The 24426-nt window shown below is 42.1% G+C and carries 15 protein-coding genes and 2 tRNA genes; 6 read left to right on the top strand and 11 right to left on the bottom strand.

Annotated elements, in window-relative coordinates:
• Positions 1 to 5 precede the first annotated feature (5 nt).
• Both SNE25_RS11415 and SNE25_RS11410 read right to left on the bottom strand, forming a co-directional pair.
• Positions 6 to 578 carry a Crp/Fnr family transcriptional regulator gene (locus SNE25_RS11415; protein ID WP_321565231.1) on the bottom strand — a complete coding sequence of 191 codons (573 nt, stop codon included), beginning with the start codon at positions 576 to 578 and terminating at the stop codon, positions 6 to 8.
• The gene (locus SNE25_RS11410; RefSeq protein ID WP_321565230.1) at positions 575 to 1162 is read right to left on the bottom strand and encodes a Crp/Fnr family transcriptional regulator; all 588 of its coding nucleotides are present in this window, start codon (positions 1160 to 1162) and stop codon (positions 575 to 577) included. Before SNE25_RS11410 ends, SNE25_RS11415 begins: the two co-directional genes overlap by 4 nt.
• Before the next feature lie 143 nt (positions 1163 to 1305).
• On the opposite strand from SNE25_RS11410, the gene SNE25_RS11405 reads away from it, so the two are divergent.
• Both SNE25_RS11405 and SNE25_RS11400 read left to right on the top strand, forming a co-directional pair.
• The gene (locus SNE25_RS11405) at positions 1306 to 1494 is read left to right on the top strand and encodes a hypothetical protein (protein ID WP_321565229.1); all 189 of its coding nucleotides are present in this window, start codon (positions 1306 to 1308) and stop codon (positions 1492 to 1494) included.
• Positions 1495 to 1511: 17 nt separating this feature from the next.
• Positions 1512 to 1910: a hypothetical protein gene (locus SNE25_RS11400; RefSeq protein ID WP_321565228.1), complete on the top strand. Its 399-nt coding sequence runs from the start codon at positions 1512 to 1514 to the stop codon at positions 1908 to 1910.
• A gap of 140 nt (positions 1911 to 2050) precedes the next feature.
• On the opposite strand, the gene SNE25_RS11395 is transcribed toward SNE25_RS11400, so the two are convergent.
• Positions 2051 to 2530, bottom strand: coding sequence for an organic hydroperoxide resistance protein (locus SNE25_RS11395; RefSeq protein WP_321565227.1), 480 nt, complete (start codon positions 2528 to 2530; stop codon positions 2051 to 2053).
• Between the two features lie 168 nt (positions 2531 to 2698).
• Positions 2699 to 3985: an epoxide hydrolase family protein gene (locus SNE25_RS11390; RefSeq protein ID WP_321565226.1), complete on the bottom strand. Its 1287-nt coding sequence runs from the start codon at positions 3983 to 3985 to the stop codon at positions 2699 to 2701.
• A gap of 196 nt (positions 3986 to 4181) precedes the next feature.
• On the opposite strand from SNE25_RS11390, the gene SNE25_RS11385 reads away from it, so the two are divergent.
• Positions 4182 to 4643, top strand: a complete 462-nt coding sequence (locus SNE25_RS11385; protein WP_321565225.1) for an SRPBCC family protein — start codon at positions 4182 to 4184, stop codon at positions 4641 to 4643.
• A 66-nt stretch (positions 4644 to 4709) separates the two neighbouring features.
• Here SNE25_RS11385 and SNE25_RS11380 read toward each other — a convergent pair whose 3' ends face one another.
• On the bottom strand, positions 4710 to 7076 hold the full coding sequence (locus SNE25_RS11380; protein WP_321565224.1) for an ABC transporter permease: 2367 nt from the start codon (positions 7074 to 7076) through the stop codon (positions 4710 to 4712).
• Positions 7077 to 7333: 257 nt separating this feature from the next.
• Here SNE25_RS11380 and SNE25_RS11375 point away from each other — a divergent pair, with 257 nt between their 5' ends.
• Positions 7334 to 8455, top strand: coding sequence for a Gfo/Idh/MocA family protein (locus tag SNE25_RS11375; protein ID WP_321565223.1), 1122 nt, complete (start codon positions 7334 to 7336; stop codon positions 8453 to 8455).
• A 48-nt stretch (positions 8456 to 8503) separates the two neighbouring features.
• Here SNE25_RS11375 and SNE25_RS11370 read toward each other — a convergent pair whose 3' ends face one another.
• Both SNE25_RS11370 and SNE25_RS11365 read right to left on the bottom strand, forming a co-directional pair.
• Positions 8504 to 10885, bottom strand: coding sequence for an ABC transporter permease (locus SNE25_RS11370; RefSeq protein ID WP_321565222.1), 2382 nt, complete (start codon positions 10883 to 10885; stop codon positions 8504 to 8506).
• Positions 10886 to 11128: 243 nt separating this feature from the next.
• The gene (locus tag SNE25_RS11365; protein WP_321565221.1) at positions 11129 to 13540 is read right to left on the bottom strand and encodes a TonB-dependent receptor; all 2412 of its coding nucleotides are present in this window, start codon (positions 13538 to 13540) and stop codon (positions 11129 to 11131) included.
• A gap of 160 nt (positions 13541 to 13700) precedes the next feature.
• On the opposite strand from SNE25_RS11365, the gene SNE25_RS11360 reads away from it, so the two are divergent.
• A tRNA-Gly gene (locus SNE25_RS11360) sits at positions 13701 to 13773 on the top strand.
• 52 nt (positions 13774 to 13825) lie between these two features.
• Positions 13826 to 13910, top strand: a tRNA-Leu gene (locus tag SNE25_RS11355).
• Between the two features lie 157 nt (positions 13911 to 14067).
• Here the strand turns inward: SNE25_RS11355 and SNE25_RS11350 are convergent.
• The 4 genes from SNE25_RS11350 to SNE25_RS11335 form a co-directional block, all read right to left on the bottom strand.
• Positions 14068 to 15531 carry an alpha-L-fucosidase gene (locus tag SNE25_RS11350; RefSeq protein ID WP_321565220.1) on the bottom strand — a complete coding sequence of 488 codons (1464 nt, stop codon included), beginning with the start codon at positions 15529 to 15531 and terminating at the stop codon, positions 14068 to 14070.
• A gap of 41 nt (positions 15532 to 15572) precedes the next feature.
• Complete coding sequence (locus SNE25_RS11345; RefSeq protein ID WP_321565219.1) at positions 15573 to 18758, bottom strand: glycoside hydrolase family 2 TIM barrel-domain containing protein; 3186 nt, start codon at positions 18756 to 18758, stop codon at positions 15573 to 15575.
• A gap of 265 nt (positions 18759 to 19023) precedes the next feature.
• A complete protein-coding gene (locus SNE25_RS11340) occupies positions 19024 to 20682 on the bottom strand; it encodes a RagB/SusD family nutrient uptake outer membrane protein (RefSeq protein ID WP_321565218.1) in 1659 nt (552 codons plus the stop codon).
• Positions 20683 to 20711: 29 nt separating this feature from the next.
• On the bottom strand, positions 20712 to 24218 hold the full coding sequence (locus SNE25_RS11335) for a TonB-dependent receptor (RefSeq protein WP_321565217.1): 3507 nt from the start codon (positions 24216 to 24218) through the stop codon (positions 20712 to 20714).
• Positions 24219 to 24426: the final 208 nt, after the last annotated feature.

Genomic DNA, 24426 nt, shown 5'->3' with positions numbered 1-24426 from the left:
CTGGTTTAAGAAATATATGCGTGCTGAAAGCCCCTCAAAGTTCTCAGCGAAACACCCATGTATGAGGCAAAAATCGGAGCGGGAATTCTTTGGATCAATTCGGGGTAAGTACTTCTGAAATAGCGATAGAAATCATTTTTTGATACGGTAGCAAACGTTTTTTGTTTATACAAGGCTGCACCATAGGCCCGCTCATGAATTTTATTGAAATACAATGCCAATAAGGGAAATTGCAACAGAAGTGTTTCGTAGTTTTCCCGGGACATACAGGTAATTTCCGAGTCTTCCATTGCAGCAATAGAATAAACGGCAGGATTTCCATCGGGAAAAGTTTTATAGTCGGTTATCCACCAATTTTCCAGTGCAAAATGTATCACCTGCTTATCTTCATTATCTTCATAAAACAGGTATAGGCAACCTTTATTAACAAAGTAAATGGTGTCGCAAATTTCCCTTTCGGTCAGGAGCAATTCCTCCTTTTTTACCGTTTTTGTTTGGAAAAACGGCGCTATTTTTTCCTGTTCTGTGGTAAAACCAGGCACAAGTTTTTGAATATGGTGATATAGTTGATCGGTCATGAATTATTTTTCCTTTTACTTTGTTTTTTCCGCAATTCGCTCAGATACTCTGGTGTAAAACCTAAAAAAGAGGCCAGCACTTTTTGCGGTAGCCGCTGTATAAACTCCGGGTATTTGGATTTAAAAAGTTCATAAAATTCATCCTTGGGCATTCTTGAAATCATGCGGACGCGAAGCAACGACGCTGCAAACGCCCGCTCGTACACCAATCTGAAATAGCTTTCAATAACCGGAAATCTCGCCAGGATCACCTCATAGTTTCGGGCAGTAATAGCCATTACCTCTGTTGTCTCCAGCGCCTGTATGGTATACGCTGAGTTATGCCCCGACCGGAAAGCGTTTAAATCTGTCATCCACCAGTTTTCCAATGCAAATTGCAGCGTTTGTTCTGCACCATTATGATCTGTAAAGAATAAACGCAGGCAGCCTCTTATCACAAAAAAATATAACAAACAACGTTTGTCTTCTTCCTGTAAAATGTCCTTTTTCTTAAATGTTTTTGTTTCAAAAAAAGGCAAAATAGCGTCGTCCCCTATTTCGCGGTTTAAGGTGATTTTTTGAATGTGTTGCGTAAGCGGATGCATTATTTATGTAAACAATATCCAAATATAAACAGCTCGCGGCAAGAATGGTCTGGCTCACCTCAAATTATGCCCATCTTGGCTACTTTTAATTAGCTAACCATGCACTTCTGTAATAGTTTTGAATAAACCAACCCAGAAAAAACATGAAGCTTGCAAAATATATCCCAGGGAGATTAATGATCGGTTTTATATCATTATTCTTTATGACCCTGCTCTCCAGGGCCCCCTTTGAAACCAATCCACAGGATTGTGAAATGACCAGCGTTGTACAAAAGAAAAAGAAAAGCGGATACATTACCGATGGAGATAATTCATCATTGCTAAATGTTTAATTTTTTAATGATCAACCATGAAAAAATTACTTTTAATTACAGCAGCATCATTTTGCACGCTTGGCGCCTATGCCCAAACCGTTACCAGCTATAATGCCACAAACGAATTAAATTGTACAGAACAAGTGTTGACACTAAAAGCAAACATACGCTCCGGCTGGCATTTGACCTCGCCCCACGTCGGCCAGGCCGGGACGTTTAAAACTTCGCCCGATGTTGTGCCACTAAATCCTTATGGAGAAAAATGGAGTATCACAGATCCTATTTTACCGGTTAAACTTGTAAAAGCATTTAACATGTACATGCCACCTGCTGAATCAGGAAGCCTTACTGGTAAATCAACCTATACCCCTTACAATTACAGTAAATTTTTTCCGCTGTCAAAAATCAATGTTGTTAGCGCTGTAAATATGTAAGAGCTTAATAACCCCGTATACTTTATAATCAAGCCCCTCTGTATATTTGCAGAGGAGCTTAATTGTTTATAAATATCTAATCAAACAAAAGACCTGCCCGTTCATCTCGGGCAGGTCTTTTCTGTTAAAGTGTTTTAAACTTACACCAGGTTAATAGCAACGTTGATATTACCATGTGTCAGTTTTGAATATGGACAAGTTTGATGTGCAGCTTCAATTAATGACTTAGCTACTTCCCTGTCTACACCGGGTAAACTTACATTTAAGCGAGCCTGAAGAAAATATTGGTCGGTAGTGTTGGCCAAATCTACTTCTGCATCAACTGCAAGGTCGGCGGGTAGTCTTAATTTCAGTTGGGCTGCTGCAATGCCCATTGCACCAATGAAACATGCTGACCAGCCGGCAGCAAACAACTGCTCAGGATTGGTACCCGGACGTGACGAACCCGGAGACGAAAGATTAATATTTAAGCGATCATCTGAGCTTTGTGCTGCACCTTCGCGGCCGCCGGTAGTATGTACATTGGCAGTATATAATACTTTTTCTACCTCGTTGATATTGGTTTGTTTGATTACGTTGATTGTATTCACTTGTGAATTATCGATTGTGTTAGTTTCCATTTTTTTAAAGTTTATTATTATTGTTTTACTTGTTGTTTGTTATTGTTGATCAAAATTACCCCTAAATCGGGCCCGGGGCAATCACTAACTATGCCAGGTGGACGATGTTAATGCCGAACCAGACATTTACCGGTCCGAACATTTTTTTGTTCAATCAACCTTTACCGGTTAGCGTAATGATTTAAACGCTGCTCTAAGTTCTTCGGCAAAAAGTTGAGGTTCTTCCCACTGTGCAAAGTGGCCTCCTTTATTTACTTCATGAAAGTAAATCAGGTTGTGGTAGCTTTTTTCGGCCCAGGTTTTAGGCGCCTGGTATATTTCGCCAGGGAAAACTGTTATGGCGGCAGGTATCGAAATATCTACAGCGTTAAAGTTGTTGGCATTGTTCTCCCAATAAAGTTGTGCACCTGATGTAGCTGTGTTGGTAAGCCAGTAAAGTGAAATATCATCAAGCATTTCATCTTTGGTAAGTGACTTTTCAGGATCGCCGCCGCTGTAGGTCCAATCGGCAAACTTATCATAATACCATGAAGCTAAACCCACAGGCGAATCGGACAGGCTATAGCCAATAGTTTGCGGACGGGTTACCATAATACCGGCATAACCACCGCCCCTTGTATATAAATTGTTAAGCGATTCGTAAGCGGCCCTCTCTTTAGCCGATAAACCAGCAGGTGCGGGGCTGCCGCTAGCCAATAATTTAGCAATATCTGGAGGTACAGTTGCAGGCATGTTAACGTGGATACCTAACAATCCGGCGGGTTTTTGAGCGGCCATCTTGTCGGCGACTACCGAACCCCAGTCCCCGCCTTGAGATACATAGGTTTTATACCCCAAGCGTTTCATTAAAACATCCCAGGCACGGGCGATATGGTCGGCATTCCAGCCGGTAGTTGTTGGTTTACCCGAAAAACCGTAGCCCGGCATTGAAGGTATAACCACATCAAAAGCGTCTTCGGCACGGCCACCGTAAGCTTCGGGGTTGGTAAGCGGTGCGATGATCTTCAGCATTTCAAATATGGAACCCGGCCAGCCGTGAGTGATAATAATGGGCAGGGCCTTTGGATTTTTTGAGCGCACATGTATAAAGTGAATGTCGAGCCCATCAATATTAGTTATAAACTGGGGTAATGCATTCAGTTTAGCCTCTGCTTTGCGCCAGTCATAACCGTTACCCCAATATTTTACCAGGGCCTGTATTTTTTCCAATTGGGCTCCCTGAGATCGATCTGTAACTGTTTCTTTTTCGGCCCAGCGTGTTGCCAAAATTCGTTGGCGCAGGTCGGTTAATGCGGCTTCAGGAATATTAACATGGAATGGACGAATTGCTTTAGAGTCCTGAACATTAGCGGTTTGAGCATTAGCAGCCGGAACAGTTTGGGCAAAGCTTGTTGCTGATAACAGGATAAAAGCGCCTGCTATGATTTTACTGGTTAGGATGTGTCTATTTTTCATTGCTTTAGTTGTTAAGTGTTTGTTATTGTTGATCAAAATTACCCCTACATCCGCCATTATTCTATCACTAAATATGGCAAGTAGACTAAGTGAATCCCAAACCAGACATTTTAAAACCTGAACACTCATCCAGTTTTTTAAACTATTTCCTGCTCTAATTTTTATTTTTACCATTCGGTAATTACAATAAGGTAAAATGACAGAGCAGTACTTAAATAACACCGAAATAAATAAAACAGTTACCATTCATGCATCGGCTTCAAAAGTATGGGATACCTTGACTAATCCCGAATTAATTAAGCGCTGGATAGTCGACGATGAAGTGGAGGTGATTACAAACTGGAAAGTTGGAAACCCGATAATTTTCCGCGGGAGCCTGCACTGGATAAACTTTGAAAACAAGGGTACGATTCAGCAATTTGAACCCGAAAAGGTTTTTCAATACAATTATTTAAGTTCGCTTTCAAACCTGCCCGATATACCTAACAATTACACCTCCATCCGGTTTGTGTTATCATCAGCAGAAGGTAAGACCGAGCTTATGTTAACACTAAGCAATTTCCCAGACGAAGTTATACGCAAGCATCTTGACTTTTATTGGAATGTTACACTTGGTATTTTGAAGAATTTGTGCGAGTTGCTCGTAAAGAAGCCCTGACGCTTTGACGTAAGGGCTTTTTGTGAATTGATTAAAGTGGCTACTCTGAAGGATTATTAAATCATACTATTCGGTTCTCAGACTTTTAATGGGGTTAACAATGGCTGCTTTGAGTGATTCATAACTAACCGTTATCCAGGCAATCAACAGAGCCGCTACGGATGCTACCAGGAAAACAACCCAGCCTGCATCAATGTGATAAGCGAACCCACTCAACCAACTGTTAACAGCATACCATGAAAGCGGCACAGCAATAACTATGGCTATTACTATTAACCTGGTGATACCTGCCGATAATAAATAAACAACGTTGAATATCGAGGCCCCTAATACCTTGCGTACACCAATCTCTTTGGTGCGCTGCTCGGCCATAAAGGCCGACAGGCCATATAAGCCAAGGCATGAAATAAAGATGGCCAGGCATGCGAATAAATTAAAGATACTGCCCATTTGCTGCTCTCCTTTATAAAGATTAGCCAGATCCTGGTCAAGAAAATCATACTTAAACGGATAGGCTGGATTGAGTTGCTTGCTTATTTTCTCTAATGCCGTAATGGTTTGCTCGGTACTTCCCGGATTTGTGCGCACCATTACAATTCCGCCGTATTTGTTAAAGCGTAAAACCAGTGGTTCAATAGCCTGCTGTATTGGTTTAAAGTTAAAATCTTTTACCACACCAATTATGGTGCCTTTGTTACCCTGAAATTCCAGTGCTTTGCCCACGGCCGCATTGGCATCCATCCCCATAACGGCAAGCATCTTTTCATTAACAACAAAGTTATTTGAATCTGCCGTGAACGAAGTTGAAAACCCACGCCCCTTCAGTACCTTTATTTGAAAAACCTTGATAAAATCTTCATTCACATCTATAGACGGGATCACCACCTGCGAACGCGGATCCTTTCCTTTCCAGTTTATATTTATCGTTCCGCTGATGAGGTTGGTGGGTAGGTCAGAAATAATTGTAAAATTACTGGTAAGCGGATTTGCTTTGAGTTCGGTTTTCAAGGCCTGCTGTTTACCCCACATATCGCCGGTCATGGGCATATACAGCAGGTTGTCTTTCACAAAGCCGGGGTTCCTGTTTTTTATAAACTTAAGTTGGTTGTAAATGGTAACCGTACCAACAAGTAGCAGTATGGAAACAATAAATTGCGTAACCACCAGCCCGTTACGGAAAATTAAATTACCGCCCATTGATTTCATATTACCCTTAAGCACCTTAACCGGGTTAAAACCCGACAGAAACAGTGCCGGATAACTGCCCGAGATGAGCCCGGTTAACAACGCTATGCCCAGCAGGCTTAACCAAAGTCTGCCATCTAAAAAGTCGATTGCAAGCTTTTTATCGGCCAGATGATTAAACATCGGAAGGCACAACCATACCACCACCAGCGCCAGCAGTAACGCGAAAAAAGAGATAAGTAACGATTCGCCCAGAAACTGGATAATAAGCTGCCCGCGTATAGCACCCGCTACCTTACGCAGGCCAATTTCTCTGGCCCTCCGCGCAGAACGTGCCGTAGCCAGATTCATAAAGTTTATACAGGCCACTATCAATATTAAAACAGCTACTATAAAAAATATGGTAACATATTGCGAATTTCCGTGCCCGGGCAGATCAACCTGTAAAACGGGATCAAGGTGAATTTTGGTTAACGGCTGCAGTTGAAAAGCTATTTTAAAGCCAGGCTGATGTGGCTTGTATATGTCATCCATCCGCCGGCCAAATTTTGACAAGGCGGCCGGGGTTGGTATAAAGCTCTTATCTAACAGCAAGTAACTATAAAAGTTAAAATTACCCCAGGTTTCAGTCTTTAAATCGTTATTGGTTTTAACCAGGGCGGCCATTGGTAAAATAAAATCAAACTGAAGATGAGAGTTTGACGGGATATTGGCCATAACACCGGTAACCACCACATTATCGCCATTGTCTTTACGCAGCACCTTACCAATCGCGTTTTCATCGCCGAAATATTTTTTTTCCATATTCTGCGTAATCAGAATGCCGTCTACACGATTTAACGCTGTAGAACGGTCGCCTTTAACCAGAGGAAAGGAGAATACCTGAAGAAATGAAGGATCGGCATAAAACGCGTTCCGCTCTTCAAATTTCCGGATACCTGCCTCAAGTAAAATGGTAGACTGGTGGCTCAACCTCACTGTGTTTTTTACTTCGGGCATTAATGCTTTCAGGCCTGCAGGCATACCCGCCGGGTTTACTGCCGCTTTGAAACCACTGGCATCAGCGGTAACGCGGTAAATCTGGCCGGCATTTTTGTGAAATTTATCATAGCTTAATTCATTCTGCACCCAAAGCAGTATCAGTATGCTGGCAGCCATGCCTATTGCTAAACCCGATATATTAATGATGGAATAAGCCTTATGCTTTATTAAATTCCTGTACGCTATTTTAAAGTAGGTTTTTAACATGCCTTTATAGTTTAATGTTGCCTGATTAAATGAATTAAAGGTGTTTAACACTACAATAGCCAAGAAAATGCCACATATTTAAACAATTAAAAATCAAATACTTATAAACAAATAACCCAATTTAATTGTTCGGTTTTGATACAGGGGACGTTCGTTTTCGGTTTAATGCATGAGTTGCGAATTACAAAAAATATCACCGGAAATTAAGCATTCCTGAAGAAATGTGTAAATTGTATTCAAAACCAAAAAACTTACTTATGAATTCACGTCGGGACTTTTTACAGAAAATAGGTGTGTCGGCCCTGGCCCTGCACCTGGCACCACTTGCAGGGTGGGCAAACAACACAACCAACAACGAAAAAACTTATGATGGCAAAGTATTGCGTGTAGCTATTATGGGGCTTGGGAGCTACGGAACCCGTGTTGCAGAAGCCATGCAGTCGTGTACAAAAGCAAAGCTGGTTGGTGTAATAAGTGGTACACCGTCAAAGGTTAAAGCCTGGCAAAGCAAATATGGCATCCCCGAGAAGAACTGCTACAATTATGAAAACTTTGATAACATTAAAAACAACCCGGATATTGACGCGGTATATGTGATAACCCCCAATGGCCTGCATCATGACCAGGTAATACGCGTAGCCAAAGCCGGCAAACACGCTATCAGCGAAAAACCAATGTCAGTAAATGCCCAGCAGGGGCAGGAAATGGTTGATGCCTGCAAAAAAGCAGGTGTAAAACTGCTGGTTGGCTACCGCATGCACTTTGAACCCAAAACACTGGAGGTTATCCGGATGAGGCAAGCCGGCGAGTTTGGCAAGATCATGTTTTTTCAGGGGCAATGCGGCTTTACCATCGGCGACCCTACCCAATGGCGGTTAAATAAACAACTGGCCGGCGGTGGAGCTATGATGGATATTGGGATTTATGCCATCAACGGTTCGCGTTATATGACAGGCGAGGAGCCTATATGGGTTACCGCGCAGGAAACTAAAACCGATCATGAGAAATTTAAAGAAGGCGTTGATGAAACCATCCAGTTCCAGTTTGGCTTCCCGAGTGGTGCGGTAGCATCGTGCCTGTCAACCTATAACATGAATAACCTTGACCGTTTTTTCCTTGACGGTGACAAAGGCTTTGCGGAATTACAGCCTTCTACAGGCTATGGCCCTATACAAGGTCGCACACATAAAGGTGAACTTACTCAACCTATTACGACCCACCAAACCGTACAAATGGATGAATTTGCGGGTATCATATTTGATAACAAGAAACCAGTTGTACCGGTAGATGGTGAAGAGGCTGTAAAAGATTTGAAAATTATTGACGCGATATACCAAGCAGTAAAAACCGGAAAAAAGGTAGATATCAAACTTTCTTAAAAACATAAAGGGCGGTAGTTTAAAACTATCGCCCTTTACATATTACTCCTACTCGCTCCTGAGGCTTTTTACCGGGTTTATTAAAGCCGCTTTTATACTCTGATAACTTACCGTAAGTAAGGTGATCAGGATAGCGCCTGCTGCCGTTACCGAAAATATCCACCATGAAAGCTCGGCGCGGTAAGTATAATGCTGTAACCAGCCACGCATAAAGTAATATGCCACCGGCATAGCTATAAACAATGAAATAATTACCAATAACACAAAGTCACGCGACATTAAGCGCCATAATCCAAACACGGTTGCACCAAGCACCTTACGTACGCCAATCTCTTTGGTGCGTTGCTCGGCCATGAAGGAGGCCATACCAAACAGCCCCAGGCAGCTAATGAAGATAGCCAGTGTGGCAAAGCCGCTTGCAAGTTTACCAATACGTTCTTCTGTAGCAAACTTTTTGGCATACTCATCGTCGGCAAATTTATAGGCGAACGGAACAGCAGGCGAATACGTCTTACAAACAGCAGCTATTTTATTAAGCGCTTCATGAGCGCTCACGTTTGGATTAATCCTGATAATGATATCGTCAAACGGTCCCTGGCCAATACGGAAAAAAGTTTGCTTAACCGGTTCATAAGGCGATTCCATCACCATATCCTTTACCACACCAATTACCACCATATTCCGTTTACCAATCGTCACGGTTTCGCCAACCGGGTTTTTTAGGCCCATATATTTTACGGCAGCCTGGTTAAGTACTATAGCTGCGGAATCAGAAAGGAAATTTGCCGAAAAATCCCTGCCATCTGTAAACTGCCAGCCCACTGTTTGACCATATTGTGATGTTACATAGATGTTGCCAAAAAAAGAGCTCATAGATGGGTCTTTTCCCCTCCAGTTTACATCCCCCCTGTTATTGTATACTCCAGTTGTGGGACTCGACGCCTCTGTTACCTCAGTTACAGCCCCTGATTTAAGCAAATCTGTTCTAAACGCGTCAAAATGCTGGTGCAGGTCGTCGTTAGTTACTTCAATATTTACCAGCCCGTCGCGGTTGTAACCTACCGGTCGGTTTTGTGCAAATTGTATTTGTTTAAACACAATGATGGTACCGATAATTAAAACAACTGATACCGTGAACTGAACTACCACCAGCACCTTGCGCGGAATAGCAGCCAGCGGCCCTGCTTTAAAAGCTCCTTTCAGTACCTTAACCGGGTTAAATGATGAGAGGTATAAAGCCGGGTAGCTACCGGCAATCAACCCGGTAAATAAGGTAAATCCTACGCTCATTATCCAGAATAAAGGGTTATTCCACAAAATAGCCAATTGCTTACTAGCTATATGATTAAACCAGGGCAGCGCAAGCTGTACCAGCAGTACAGAAAACCCAAATGCCAGCACAGCTATAAGCAAAGACTCACAAAAGAACTGACTGATCAGCTGCCCCCTTAATGAGCCAACGGCCTTGCGTATACCAACCTCCTTTGCTCTTTTTTCGCTGCGGGCGGTACTTAAATTCATAAAGTTGATGCAGGCCAGTAATAAAACAAATATGCCTATAATACCAAACAGCCAAACATACTGAATAGCGCCCCCCGTATTAACACCATTTTTAAACTCCGAATATAAATGCCACTTACTCATGGGTTGCAGAAACATGAGCGGCTTAAATTTAATATCCTCACGGCTCATATGGTTAAGCTTTATATTCTTTATTTTTTGAGAGAGCGCAGACATGTTGGCATGGTCGGCAATTTGCACGTACATCAACAGGGAATTATCTCCCCAGTCGGTCAATGACCTTTCATTGCCCGGAGCGTGAATGTAATAATCCCACGGACCTATAAAACCTAATTCATGCAAACTGGTATTGCCCGGCAAATCTTCATAAACACCCGAGATATTAAAGGAAGCCTTATTATCGAGTTTCACAATTTTGTTTATGGGATCGGCGTCACCAAACAATGCCTTAGCTACCGATTGGGAGATGAGTAATGCGGAAGGCCCCTTTAAACCGCCGCGGGACCCCTTCAGCATATTCAGCGAAAATATTTCAGGTGCCTCGGCGCCCATAAAATTACCCTTGTAGCTTATATTTTTTTCACCAACGGTTAAGATGTGTTTCTCCGCCCATGACGAGAGGGCTATATGCTTAAAATCGCTGCCATAGCTCTTTCGTAACTCGGCATCAAGAGGCAGGGAAATGGTATTCCCCGTATTTACCGAGCCATTAAAAGTTTCGTGCTGCATCACCATGGCAACGCGATCATAATTCTGGTGATACTTGTCAAACGAGAGTTCGTCCCATATCCATAAACCAATCAGCATGGCAACGGCCATTCCGGCGGCAAGCCCGCCAATATTTATTAACGAAGAAGCCTTATTTTTAATGAGGTTTCTCCAGGCAATTTTGATATAGTTCCTGATCATAAAGCTATATGTTATGTGCGGTTGAAAATTTAATTAACAGTACATAAGCAATATAATGCCAATTTTATAACAAACTGACTATCAAAATTTTAATATCAATTTATAGATTCAAATTGTATCAAAAACGAACGATAGGCGTTCGCTTTTGAAGTTACAAAGAGGCTTGTATATCAGCACGTTCCCATAAACAAGAAAGCCATTCCGCTATGCAGAATGGCTTTCTTGTTTAGTACAGTATTATTGTTAAAATTTATAAGCAAAGCTCAGGGCAAAATTGCGTAACTTTTGCGGGTTTACCGACCAATAACCAATATAATAATGCTTATCGGTGATATTGTTTAAGTTAAATGTAACCCGGTATTTATCGGCATTATAAAAAACGCTGGCGTTGAGCAGGGTGTAGCTCGGCAAATCAAATACACCGGTAAGGCTATTATCAATTACCCGGTATTTACCAGCATAGTTGCCTCCTACCCCTAAACCAAAGTTCTTCAAATCACCTTTCACAAACTTATAAGTTGCCCAAAGGTTTGCCTGGTCCTGCGGACCCTGGCCACCCGGCGCACGGCCCGGCTCATTATAAAAATCGGTTGCATCACCCTCAACTACCTTGTTTGAGTTGTGGCTATAGCCGGCAAGCAGGTTTAAGCCTGGTGCTGGGTTAGCATTGGCATCTATCTCAAAACCTTTGCTCCGCACAGCTCCACCCTGAACCGAGCTGCCATTTTGAGTGCTATATACCCTGTCGCTTACCTTAATGTTATAATAAGATACAGTAACGTTTAGCTTATCAGAAAGTAAATTGCTTTTCACACCAAACTCCCACTGGTTGGCATGCTCGGGTTTAAATGACTGCACGCCTACAAAATTATTTTCGTCATCAAATACCTGCGATGGCGCAATGTTGACGAAGGCATTCATGTAGTTTGCAAAAATAGATACCTTATCCAGCACAGGCTGATAAACCAGACCAAGCTTTGGCGAAAAAGCGGTTTGGTGATAATCATCTGTAGGATCGCTAACTTCTCCTTTTGATACAAAATGATCGCCTCTTAAACTTAACATGGCCATTAAGCCAGGTGTGAAATTGATAACATCTGATACGTAAACGCTATATATACTATTGCTTATATTACTTTTAGTCCCCTCGGTAGCGGCTAATGCATCATCAACCAACGATCTTGTTAAATGTATCGGAGGTGTTGTGCCCGAAGTATCCGTATATTCCACTTCTGCCTGTTGTGGTGTTACGTGGCGAACGGAAGCCCAGCCAGACCCGTTATCAGCAACGTTACGGTTAAAATAATCAAGCCCCACCAGTAAACGGTTTCTAAGCTTTCCCATGTGGAAATCGCCATTAAAATTTTGTTGAACATCAATGGTACGGGTTCTTTGCTGCTCGTTATGAAAATACTGATTAAAATAGTTGTCGCCATATTCATCATCCCATATATAAGTATAATATCCATCTGATTTTACAGTTCCCGCAGAAAATACGGTTTGGGAGTTCCATTTACTGCTCATTTTATACAGCATTTGCGCCTGCACATTAAACCTTGGATTTTTGATTGGCAGGTCATTACTCATGAATGACTCCCTGTAATTAAGATTGAGCTCCTCAACGTTTTTATAAAGCAATGGATTCACCCTGTCGGAATGAAAGAAAATGGGGTTAACTGCCCGTTTTTCTTTCAGCACCTCCGCCAAAACCTGGAATGACAGTTTATCGTTAACCTCGTAAGTTATAGCCGGTGCTATGAAAAATGACTTCTTAAAACCTGCATTTTGAAAGCTATTTTCAGTTTGATAGGCTGTATTAAGCCGTAATGCTATCTTTTGCTTTTTACTTAAAGGCGTGTTAATATCGGCAGTTACCCTGTTTAAGCCATAGCTGCCTACGGTATAGGCAACCTCTCCGCCAAAATCAAAATAAGGTTTTTTGGTAATGGTGTTTATAACACCGCCGTAACCATAAAAGCTGGCGCCAAACAAAGTAGCTGATGGGCCTTTTATAACCTGTATCTCCTCTACATCGGCCAGATCAAGGTTACCGCTGGTTAAGCCGGGTAAACCATTAATGAGGGATGGCTGCGCATCAAAACCACGCAGCGCGAAATAAGAACCGCCATCACCTGCCCTGCCGGTTGATTCCCAGGTCCTGTTAATTCCGGGAACATTCCGCAATGCGTCGTCATAGCTGGTAATCCCTTGCTGCTTTATTATTTCTGAAGATACCGAGTTGTATACCTGTGGGTTCTCCAGGTTTTTAAGTGGCATTTTGGCCACAAAGGTGTTTATCTTTTTTGATTTTTTGGTAGATACGATAACCTCCTGCAATTGCGCGGAGTTTTCTTTCATCACAAAATTTACCGTTTTGGTTTCACCAGGCTTCACGTCAACTGATTGCTCCTGCTTGCCGAGCCCAATGAAGGAAGCTACAATAGTGTATGAACCGGGCGTGATGTTTTTAATCTGGTAGTTACCGCCTTTGTTGGTAAGCGCCCCCTTAGCAGTACCTTTAACGCTTATACCAACCAATTCGGCAGGTTGCCCATCTGCTGTTTTTACGGAACCTGTAATGCTCCCGTTTTGTGCAAATACTGCAGATGCTGACAGAAAAACCAAGGCTATACAATAGGTAATTTTTTTAATCATAGTGTGTTGGGTTAATTCGCCGCTAAATTATTATTTAAAACGATTCTAAACAATATTATTTTAAATCAGTCTAAATAAGGGATAATTATATAGTCCTTATGAACGAATTAATTTTTCTGCTTGCAGAATATGCTTTTCTGCCTATATTTGCACTCCCAACGCGAAAGTAGCTCAGTTGGTAGAGCACGACCTTGCCAAGGTCGGGGTCGCGAGTTCGAATCTCGTCTTTCGCTCAAAGCCCTTCCTTCAAAAAGAGGGGCTTTATTTTTAAATTGGCAAACGCCGGCTCAGATGGTGGAACTGGTAGACACGCAGGACTTAAAATCCTGTTCCCGTAAACGGAGTGCGGGTTCGATTCCCGCTCTGAGTACAGAAAAAGTTAGGTAATACCGAACTTTGCTGCAATTATTTAAAAACCTCTTTACAACGATGTAGAGAGGTTTTTTTCTTTTTTTCAAATTGAGAAAAGAATTCGATTGAAAAACGAACTAATTAACGAATATTGGATGTTCGCGCTGACAAAGACTTCATAGTAAGGAAGGCTGCTTATAAATACCAAAAGTATGGATTGCTAAACATGCCTTGCCTGATGTGATTCGTAACCTGACTTTTGATGCTGTTACCGGTTTAAATTTTATAAGCCATTTATAACCTATGGACTGTTTCCCTGTTGCCTCCGGAATAGGAGTCCAGTTTTTTCCGTCAGAGGAATAATCCACAGACCAGCCTGTTGTACGGTGACCTAATTCAATAACCTCCTGTAACATCAGCACATCAAATGTCTTTTTTTTGCTAAGGCTGAAAGTTATGGTATCTGTAGCTGCATTATCACTTGTAGCATAATAAGTACTCTCACTATTATCAACCATATTGCCCGGTTTATAATTACCGCCGCGCTGATGAAGCGACTTGATAACGGCGCCAGCTGCAAGGTTGTTTTTAAATGTACTATTGATTAAACGGTGCAAGCTATCGGCTCTTACCGAATCAATGGCAGAGATCAGCCCTCGTTTATCAGGCGGGAAATTTAATAACAGCACACTGTTGCGGCCAACGGAGTTGAAATAAAGGTCCCATAAAGCAGCAACGCTTTTAACATGCGCATCTTCCTCTTCATGATAAAACCAGCTTGGGCGAATGGATACATCCACCTCTGCGGGTACATACGCCGAGCCATCAATTTCACCGTGGTTTAGTTGCGTAATATGCGCTGCCTCCTCCCGGATAGAAACCGGATTAATGGTTGACCAGCATGGATCTCCTGATAAGCCCGATTCATTGCCCATCCAGCGACAGTCGGCGTAGCGGTATGAGTTTTTTGTCCCAAAAACAACACAGTTGGGTTGCAATTTGCGTACGGTATCGGCCCAGCGATCATAAAAAGTTGATGTAATTTGATCTGCACCTGCCCCATCCCACCATATTTCCCATATAGGGCCATAGTTTCGTAGTAGTTCCGATAATTGATTTGCATAATAGTCGCTATAATCGGGTGTTCCATATCTTGAATCGTGCCTGTCATGAGGGCCCAAATATATTGCCGCTTTTATCCCCGCGGCCTTACAGGCATCGGTAAATTCCCTTACAACATCACCCTTACCACCTTTCCAGGGGCTATTTTTTACTGAATAATTGGTATGTGCGGTAGGCCAGTTGCAAAAACCATCAGCATGCTTGGCAACAAAAATGGCCGTCGTAATTCCGGCACCTTTAAGTACGCTCGTCCACTGGTTACAGTTTAATGCTGTAGGGTTAAATAGTTGAGGGCTTGCAGTACCGTCGCCTTCGTTAACATTGGCAAACGTATTCATCCCGAAATGAAAGAAAGCGATGATCTCACGATGATACCATTCAATTTGCCTGGCATTGGGTACAGGGCCAACAGGAGCCGGGGCTGTTTGTGCATTAACTGCTGCAGGTATTAAAATACAGGCTATTGCAATTAAGCCAAACCTTTTTTTTATTTCAGTAATTACTTGTTTAAATTTCATATGGATTGATAATTAAGAAAATTGAATTAAATGTGTTTTTATCATTTTATTGTACTCCTCGCATATTCATCAGCAGTGCCTTCAATTGGCGTATAAGGCCTGATACTAAAAGAAATGTTTGCGGGGTCGGCCGGTATATAATATTGCGGCAGTGATATAGGGCCACAACTGGCATTGCCTATGCCCAACTGTTTATAATCCAGGCTTAATACGGTTTCTTTACGTGGTCTTAACTGGTATAAATGTTCAGCTTTAGCTAAATCCTGATCTGTGTAGTGCAGTGTGGTAAAATTCAGCTTACCATTGGCAACTATCTCTACACCGGTATTTTCATTATCAGTTATCTTAAGCCAGTGTACATCCTCGCGGTTGCCCATCCCTTGTGGCCGTTCGTAGGGTTCTGTCATTTCAGTTACCGTCTTTTGATATTGTCCAAAATCAGCCGACTCTTTGCGGTCCGAATAATTTTCATGTGGGCCGCGGCCATACCACTCCACCTGTTCCAGACCTTCATTTAAAAACATCCGCAAACCCAGGCGCGGAATATCCAGATCATTTTTACCGGGGTTAAACTTCGCTTCTACATTTATAAACCCATTGCCATAAACAGTATAAGTTATTGTAGTTGTTACCTTAAACCCTGATCGCGTTACCGCATCGGTAACAGTGGTAATTTGCACCCGCTTATCATCGGTTTTATCTAATCCGAAACTTTTCAGGGAATATCGCAAACTGTCATAGCCTGCTTTCATCCATTCAATATATGGGCCGCGTTCCTTTGCGCGATCATTATCCATCCGGGCACGATAGAGGTTAAACGCAGGGCCGTTTTGAGCCTTACTTATAATAGTTTTATCACCGTAAGTGAGGGTAGATATCGTTCCTGTTTGCTTATCAAATGCTAATTCAAAGGCCTTGCCTTTAATGTTTAAATTTTGAGCGTTGTTAGTTAGTATTAAGGCCGGCAGCGAAGCTGCATTGATTACCGGAGCTACCGTCTGTTCAAAAGGCATAGCCATTTGCTGCCATGCTACTATATGCCCTTGCTTAGCCCATAAATTATCCTCCTGAAGCTTAAAAGAGACGGTTAGCCAATATTGCGCACCTGCAAGCAGAGATGGCTTTTGATACGGAATATCAATTACCGCTGTTTGTCCTCCCGGAAGATTTAAAGCCGGCAGGGTGCCTGTTTGAACCACTTTGCCATCTTCGGTCAATGTCCAGGTGAGGTCAAACTTATTTAAATTGATAAAGGCGTATTTATTAGTAATACTCACCTTGCCCTGCAACAGGTTTTCGGCTTTGATGTTTACATACTGGTATATCTTTTTTACCTCTTCTATTTCGGGTTTTATCTGCCTGTCTGATGTGATCAACCCTTTGATACTGAAGGTACTATCGGTGGGTTTATCATCAAAATCGCCGCCATAGGCAAAAAAGGTTTTTCCAGATGTATCCCCTGGGATGGTTTTATTTACCCCTTGGTCTACCCATTCCCAAATGCAGCCGCCTATTAAACGTTTGTGCGATTCGATGGCATCCCAGTACTCTTTAAGATCGCCGATGGCATTGCCCATAGCATGAGCATATTCACACATAAAAAAGGGCTTGGGCGATTCTTTTTCCCCTTCCTTAGTCAAATCGCTTATCGAAGGGTACATGCTCGATTCAATATCAGCCAGATCATTCTGACCTTCGTAATGAATGGGGCGTGATCGGTCAAGTGCCAATATAGCTGCCCGGCCGGCAACAAAATTCTCTCCTCCCCATGATTCATTCCCCATTGACCAAATGATTACAGAAGGATGATTTTTATCCCGTTCTACCAGGCGTACTTCACGATCAACATAAGCCGGTTTCCATTTGGGGTTTTTAGTAAGCTCATCGCCCATTCCGTGAGTTTCGAGATTAGCTTCGTCGATAACATATAAACCATATTCATCACAAAGCTTGTACCATGCAGGATCGTCCGGATAATGACAGGTACGTACCGTGTTGATGTTATATTGCTTCATCAATTCAATATCGCGGATCATGGTAGCCATAGGTACGGTTTTGCCATATTTGGGGTGTACTTCGTGCCGGTTTACGCCTTTAAGCAATATGGGTTTACCATTTACAAACAAGCGGCTATCCTTGATCTCCACTTTACGGAAACCAAAATCCGATGACAATACTTCTTGTATCGCCCCACTTTTATTCTTAAGAGTAAATACTACTTTATACAGGTTTGGCTCTTCGGCAGACCAAAGCATAGGATTATTTATCCGGCCTTGCAATTGATAGCTTTTTTCGGCGCCGGCATTGATGGCGGCAATATCCTGCATAATAAAGGCCGATCCGTTTAATAATGTACCATCGGGTTGGTAAATGGCCATCTCCAGGCTGCCCGCGGCAGCCTTTTTCCCGTAGTTGTGTAGTGCCGCTTTTACTGAAAATTTAGCCGAAGTAAAATCCGCCGATAAATCCGACAGCATAAAATAATCGCGGAGGTGCAGTTTTGGCACAGCATACACAAATACGCTCCTGAATATCCCGCTGAAGCGGAACATATCCTGATCTTCGAGATAGCTGCCATCACTGTATTTATACACCTCAACCGCGATCAGATTTTTACCAGGTTTTACGTATTTGGTGATGTCAAATTCGGCAGGGCTCATACTGTTTTGGCTGTAACCCACTTTTTGCCCATTTACCCAAATGTAAAAGGCGCTTTGTACGCCGTTAAAATGCACAAATATCTGCCTCCCATCCCAATTGGCGGGTATATCAAAATTGCGTCGGTATGATCCTACCGGGTTAGGTTCTTTGCTTACCGTCCAATCGGCCGGTGCAGGGTTCATCACTTTGGGTGGGTTTGTTTTAAACGGATAGGTAATATTGGTATAGATGGGCGTTCCGTAACCTTGCATCTCCATATTACAGGGTACCGGGATGGTTTTCCAGGCAGTATCATCAAAACTCTGCTGATAAAAATTTATTGGCCGTTCTGATGGCTGTTTTACCCAATTAAATTTCCATTGTCCATCCAGGCTCAAATACCAGGGCGATACTTCGGGAATGTTTCTTAAAGCCTGCCGCGCACTGGCATAAGGAATGTAAGTTACATGTGTAACCTCTTTATTAATACCAAAAACCTGTTCATTCTCCCAATCAGGCGTTTGGCTATAAGTTCTATTTAAGCCGATTAAAACAAAACAAAACGTCAGTATTTTTTTAAAATCCATTGGAATAAATGATGTTAATAATTGAATGGCGCTTGTTTATATTATCTGTACGAGGGTACTGGTATAACATAAACCATTGGGGTTCTTGAAAGTAAATATTGATCTGATGCCACCGGTCTTAACAAATCCATTCATGTAAGCTGGATTCGCTTTCCGATCAGGTTAAAGTTTTTCAATTGGCTTGTTCAATAACCCCAGCCTTACCTTAAAACGGGTAAGGCTGGGGTTAAACAGATTTAACTTTACTCGTAACCAGCGGTTGGTATTACCAGCCTGGGTTTTGTTTCAAATTGGGATTTAGCGTTAGCTCCTGTATAGGTAAAGGATATAAGTATAATTTATCGCTCCAGGTACGTGTAAAACCTGGGTACACCCTTATATAATTATTGGCATCAACCACTATACTGCCCACCTGATCCGCCGGATATTGTGCCCTTAGTGCCGGTGTAAGTTTCATGCCTAAAACTGTTTCGGGATTGTTGATGAGTGTACCTGCGTGCCACCTGTGCAGGTCATCAAAACGGAAACCTTCAGCTCCTAATTCAATACGTCTTTCCCTCCTTATTTCATCTATCAATACCGGCAAAGCAGGAAAATCAGATCTAGGGTCCTTAACCAGCGTAGCAATGACCATGTGCGGCATACCCACCCTGTCGCGCAGCTTATTGATAGTGTTATCTAATACTGTTTGGGTGCATAGGCCCAATTCAGCTTTCGCTTCGGCTTCTATCAGCAATGTTTCGGCATACCTAAAAATAAACACATCAAATGTTGACTGACTGGCATTCCACGCAGCCAAACTTGATGAACGACCTTTGATAGGCTGATAACCAGTTGAAGTAACCGAAGTACCGATACGTGGCAGCGTTATAAGATCGCCATTCAAAAAGTCGAACCCTCTTGTTGCTATCTGTTGTTTATAGCGTGGGTCGCGGTTTGTGGCTTCATCATCAGGTGTATTATCCCCTTTGTATAATGGACTAAGAGAGGTTGGCTTCCCATCCGTACATAAGAACGACCGTGCAAAGTCCTTACTGTAACCATCGCCTGCTTCGCCCAATTGCCTGTCGAAATTATTTGTTAATACCGTTGTAAGGTACCGCATAGGCATAATAGCTTCGGGATTACCTTTTAACTCATCCTGTATAAACAGGTTATAATAGTCGGTTTGCGGTTTTCCGGTGCTATAAATATCAAACTGACCTGAGTTCATGATCTGCTCGGCCGCGTCAGTAGCCTGTTGTAAATAAGTGGCCTCATCACCTACTCCAAAATACTTGCGGTAAGTTCCTTCCCATAAACAAACACGGGCTTTTAGGGCAAGTGCACAGTATTTATTCAGGCGCCCGTCGGCAGCTTCAACCGGCAGGTGCGCAACAGCAAAGTTAAGATCCTTCAGTACCGAGTCCATTACTTGTTTGTGCGGCATCCGGGTACCATACAAAACACTTTTTGAGGTATCGGTAATATATTTGTTTACATAGGGTACATCACCAAAAGTTTTCACCTTTTTCCAGAAATCATTTGCCCTGAAAAACAGTGTTTCGCCAACGTATATATTTTTTATATCATCGCCTATAGTTGCCCTTGAATAATTGGCCAGGAAAAAATTACAAGTACGTATAAAGCCAAAATCCCATTGACCTCCTGTTGTTGGAACGGTATAAGTGCCCGCCAAAAAAGAGTTCATTGATAAATTGGCTTTATCATCAGAATCATCGTCCTGGTTCACAAAGTTTTGTACAGGCAAATTTGGACCTGAATAATACTGATTGCAATATACCTGCAGGTCGCTCTCGTTTTTAAAGAAATTTTGCGGACTGATATCGCTCAGCGGACTGCGGTTAAGAAAGCTATCCTTTTTGCATGAAGCAAAAGCTATCAATGCAAAAAATATCATGTATATAATGTGTTTAGTTTTCATTTTATTAATGATTATATTTTTTAATATTTTTATAAAGTAGCCTGCAAGCCAAAAGAAACTGACTTGTTTATAGGATATGTTTGAAAAATATTGTTACCATTGATTTGGCCATTGGTAGCAATTTCAGGATCATACCCTTTAAAAAGGGAGGTGATAGTGAAAAGATTAGCACCGGTTACATACACCCTTAGCTTTTTAATGCTTAACTTGCTTAGCAGTTGATTGGGAAGTGTATAGCCTAATGTTAATTGTTTGATCCTGGCATAAGCTGCACTTTGCAAATACTTTGTTTGTGTCAGTTGATTTCCGGAACCATTAAACCGGGGGCGCGCGAAATATGCATTGGTGTTTTGAGGCGTCCAGTAATCTGTAGCGTACTTATAAGGCAGGTTCCATTCATTCCCCTGAAATGCGTAGAATACATAATCAGTTGGTGCAAAATCGGCTTTTAATACCCCCTGAATAAATGATGTAAAATCAAAGTTTTTGTAAGTCAGGTTCAAATTAAAACTAAACCGGTACCGAGGTGTATTGTTACCAATGATTTTTTGGTCACCCGGATCGGTAAGTGTGCTACTGCCCCTGCTTATTTTTCCATCATGGTTCAGGTCGGCATATTTTATATCCCCGGCAAGCCAGGTATAACCTGCTATGGCCGAATTATCAACCTTTGCCGCTTCCGCATCTGTTTTATAAAAGCCTTCAGTTACAAATCCCCATATATTGCCTATTTTTTTCCCAGAATAATATGTATCATCATCAATACTAAGATTAGGATTAAGATCATACTTGGTGATAGTGCTTGAAGCATCAGACAGGCCAAGCGTTACATTATAAAACAACTGATTGTTAAACATGCGATCTTTCCAGCTTACGCTTAATTCCCAGCCTTTGGTACGCAGGTTGGCGGCATTCTTTAATGGGGCGCCGGTTCCTAAAACAGCTGGTAAGGGCTGTCCGTTAACCAGCATATTTTTAGTGTCGGTTATAAAATAATCAAAACTACCACTTAGCCTGTCATTCAACATGGCATAATCAAGCCCGATATTTTTGGTTTGTACCTTTTCCCAGGTAAGATTATTACTTATTAGCCCGGGGGTGCCAACCGTTACGCCCGGCTGATTATTGAATAAATAATCTACCGTACCGGCTCCCTGTGTAGCGATATAAGGATATTGTGCTCCGGATGATATGTTCCCCGATTGGATCTGTATCTGTTGATTTGGCAATTGCCCGTAAGAAGCCCTTAATTTTAACTCATTAATTATATTTTTAGATCCCTGCATAAAAGATTCTTCAGCAATGTTCCAGCCCATTGACACCGATGGTGAAAATGCATAGCGGTGATCGGCCGGGAAACGGGAAGTACCATCATATCTGCCGTTCACTTCTAATAAATACCTTTTATCATAAATATAATTCAATCGAAAAAAGGAACCGATCAGCGCCGATTGGGTTTCTGTTCCGCCTACAACGGGTTTTGGGTCGTTATTGGTTCCTATAGCCGGTAAGGTAGGGTCTATGAGGTTTCTGGCAGTAGCATTGCTTAGTACATAGTGAAAATATTCCTGATTATAACCCGCCAGTGCTTTAAAATAGTGTTTTGCATTAAATGTATTTTCGTAGGTAGTATAGGCATTAAAGGCATTATAGTTATCATTATGCCTGTATTCGGATACTCTTGACGGGTTAGTATGAGGAAACACGTTCAGGAAAGCGCCATCAACGCCATATTCATTAAATGGGATAAGCTGCAATCTGTCAAAAGCGGTAAAGCTGTTCCAGGTATAATCAGACGTTATGGTCAAGTGATCAACAGGTTTTAAAATAACACGACCGGTTGTCCAGAAATCATTTTGCGACTCAATGTCCCTGCCGTTCTGCGCGATTACAGCTACCGGGTTGGTGTAATTCCCCTGTCCTGAATAATGACCATCCGGGTTATAAACCGGCATTAACGGACGAAGATCAGTGGGAATCCAGGCGCCTCCCTGGTTGGATTGATTTGTGTAAGCGCTTTGGTTATTATCTGTATGCGTCATGGACATATTCAAATTGAATGTAAGCCATTTGGTGACATCTGAATTTACCTTTAAGGTTGGCGTATATCTTTTGTACACCTGATTGGCCACTTTCTCTAAACCATCCTGTGTAAAATACCCCATGTTGGCGGAGTAGGTTGTTTTTCCCTCGCCACCCGAAACTGACAGATAATGCTGCTGTTGCGGGGCCCAACCAGGGTAAAGTACTTTGATCCAATCGGTATTACCTACGTACCTGTACCGCAACGGGTTACCCGGATCTACGTATGCCGACGGGTTATGAGCAGGATCTTTGAAATAGGCCGAGATCATGGTTGAATCCTGCGTTGTAAATGGCTCACTTGAGGTATATCCGCCGCTTTTTGCTCCTGTTCTTTGTGCGCTGTTAAAAATATCAATATATTCCTGTGAGTTAATATAAGATGGCATTTTGGTGGGTCTTGATGTAGTATATGAACCCGAGTAGCTTACCTGCATTGCTCCTTTTTTACCATTCTTGGTGGTGATCAGGATAACTCCATACGCCGCACGGCCGCCGTAAATAGCAGCTGATGCAGCATCCTTTAACACCGTAACGTTTGCCACATCATTCGGATCAATCAGGTTAGGATCACGCTGCACTCCATCAACCAGCACCAATGGCGCTGAGCTCGAATTTGCGCCAATGGTTGTATAACCTCTGATATTAAAGCTTGATCCGGTTCCGGGTTGTCCGTTATTGACGTTGACATTCAAATTGGGAATAAGACCGTTTAGCCCATCACCAAGATTTACAATCGGGCGGCTATCTAATTTTTCGCTTCCAACACTCGCAATTGCCCCTGTCAGATTTACTTTTTTTTGCGTACCGTAACCTACCACAACTACCTCACTCAGATCCTTTAATGAGGGTTCCATGGTTATATTGATAAGCTGGGTATTATTGATAGGCACTCTGCCTTTTTTATAGCCGATAAAAGAAAACAGTAATGTTTGTTTGCTATCAGCGGTTATATTGTAATGTCCGCTATTATCAGTAAACACTGATTTACCTGTTTCCTCGATCGTTATCGTAACACCAGGCATAGGTTCTCCCTTTTCGTCGGTAACCGTACCACTCACCGTAATCGGAACAATGGTAACAACCTGTATTTTATCCTTTTCTTTTATCACTACCGTATTATTGGTAATGGTATAAGTTAGCCGCTGATCTGAAAAAGCTTGGTCGAGTGCCTGCCCTATAGTACCGTCATTTACATGAATATTGACGGGTTTGGCGTCTTTGAGCATACCTTCAGTATACAAAAAATTATAACCGCTCTGTTTCTTGATCTCTTTAAACAACTTTTTTAAAGACACATTATTTTCAGAAAGATTTATCTTTTGTGCATAGGTCGTGGCGCTGACCTGCATAATGGCGACTATAATAAAAAACGTAGTTATTTTCATAACTAATAAAAACTTTTTAGGCAGCCACAATTTTGGCATACCTGTATTAAAAGCAGATATTTTCATACTTTTGTATGGTTTGGGTTAAACATGATTTTATTGACCTATAATTATTTTTTCTCTCCGTCGACTGACGGACAGGAAGGGTTAACTCAAGCTTTTTGCGTGAAGATGGTGGTACATCTTCACGTTTTTTTTGAGACCCTTTTTCTGTGGTTAGTACTACGTTGGTAATGTCTTCCTCATAAGCATTGGGTTTTTAAGTTTATAATTG

Source organism: Mucilaginibacter sabulilitoris, from assembly GCF_034262375.1.
Taxonomy (GTDB): Bacteria; Bacteroidota; Bacteroidia; order Sphingobacteriales; family Sphingobacteriaceae; genus Mucilaginibacter; species Mucilaginibacter sabulilitoris.
This window is presented reverse-complemented; position numbering and strand designations above follow the sequence as displayed.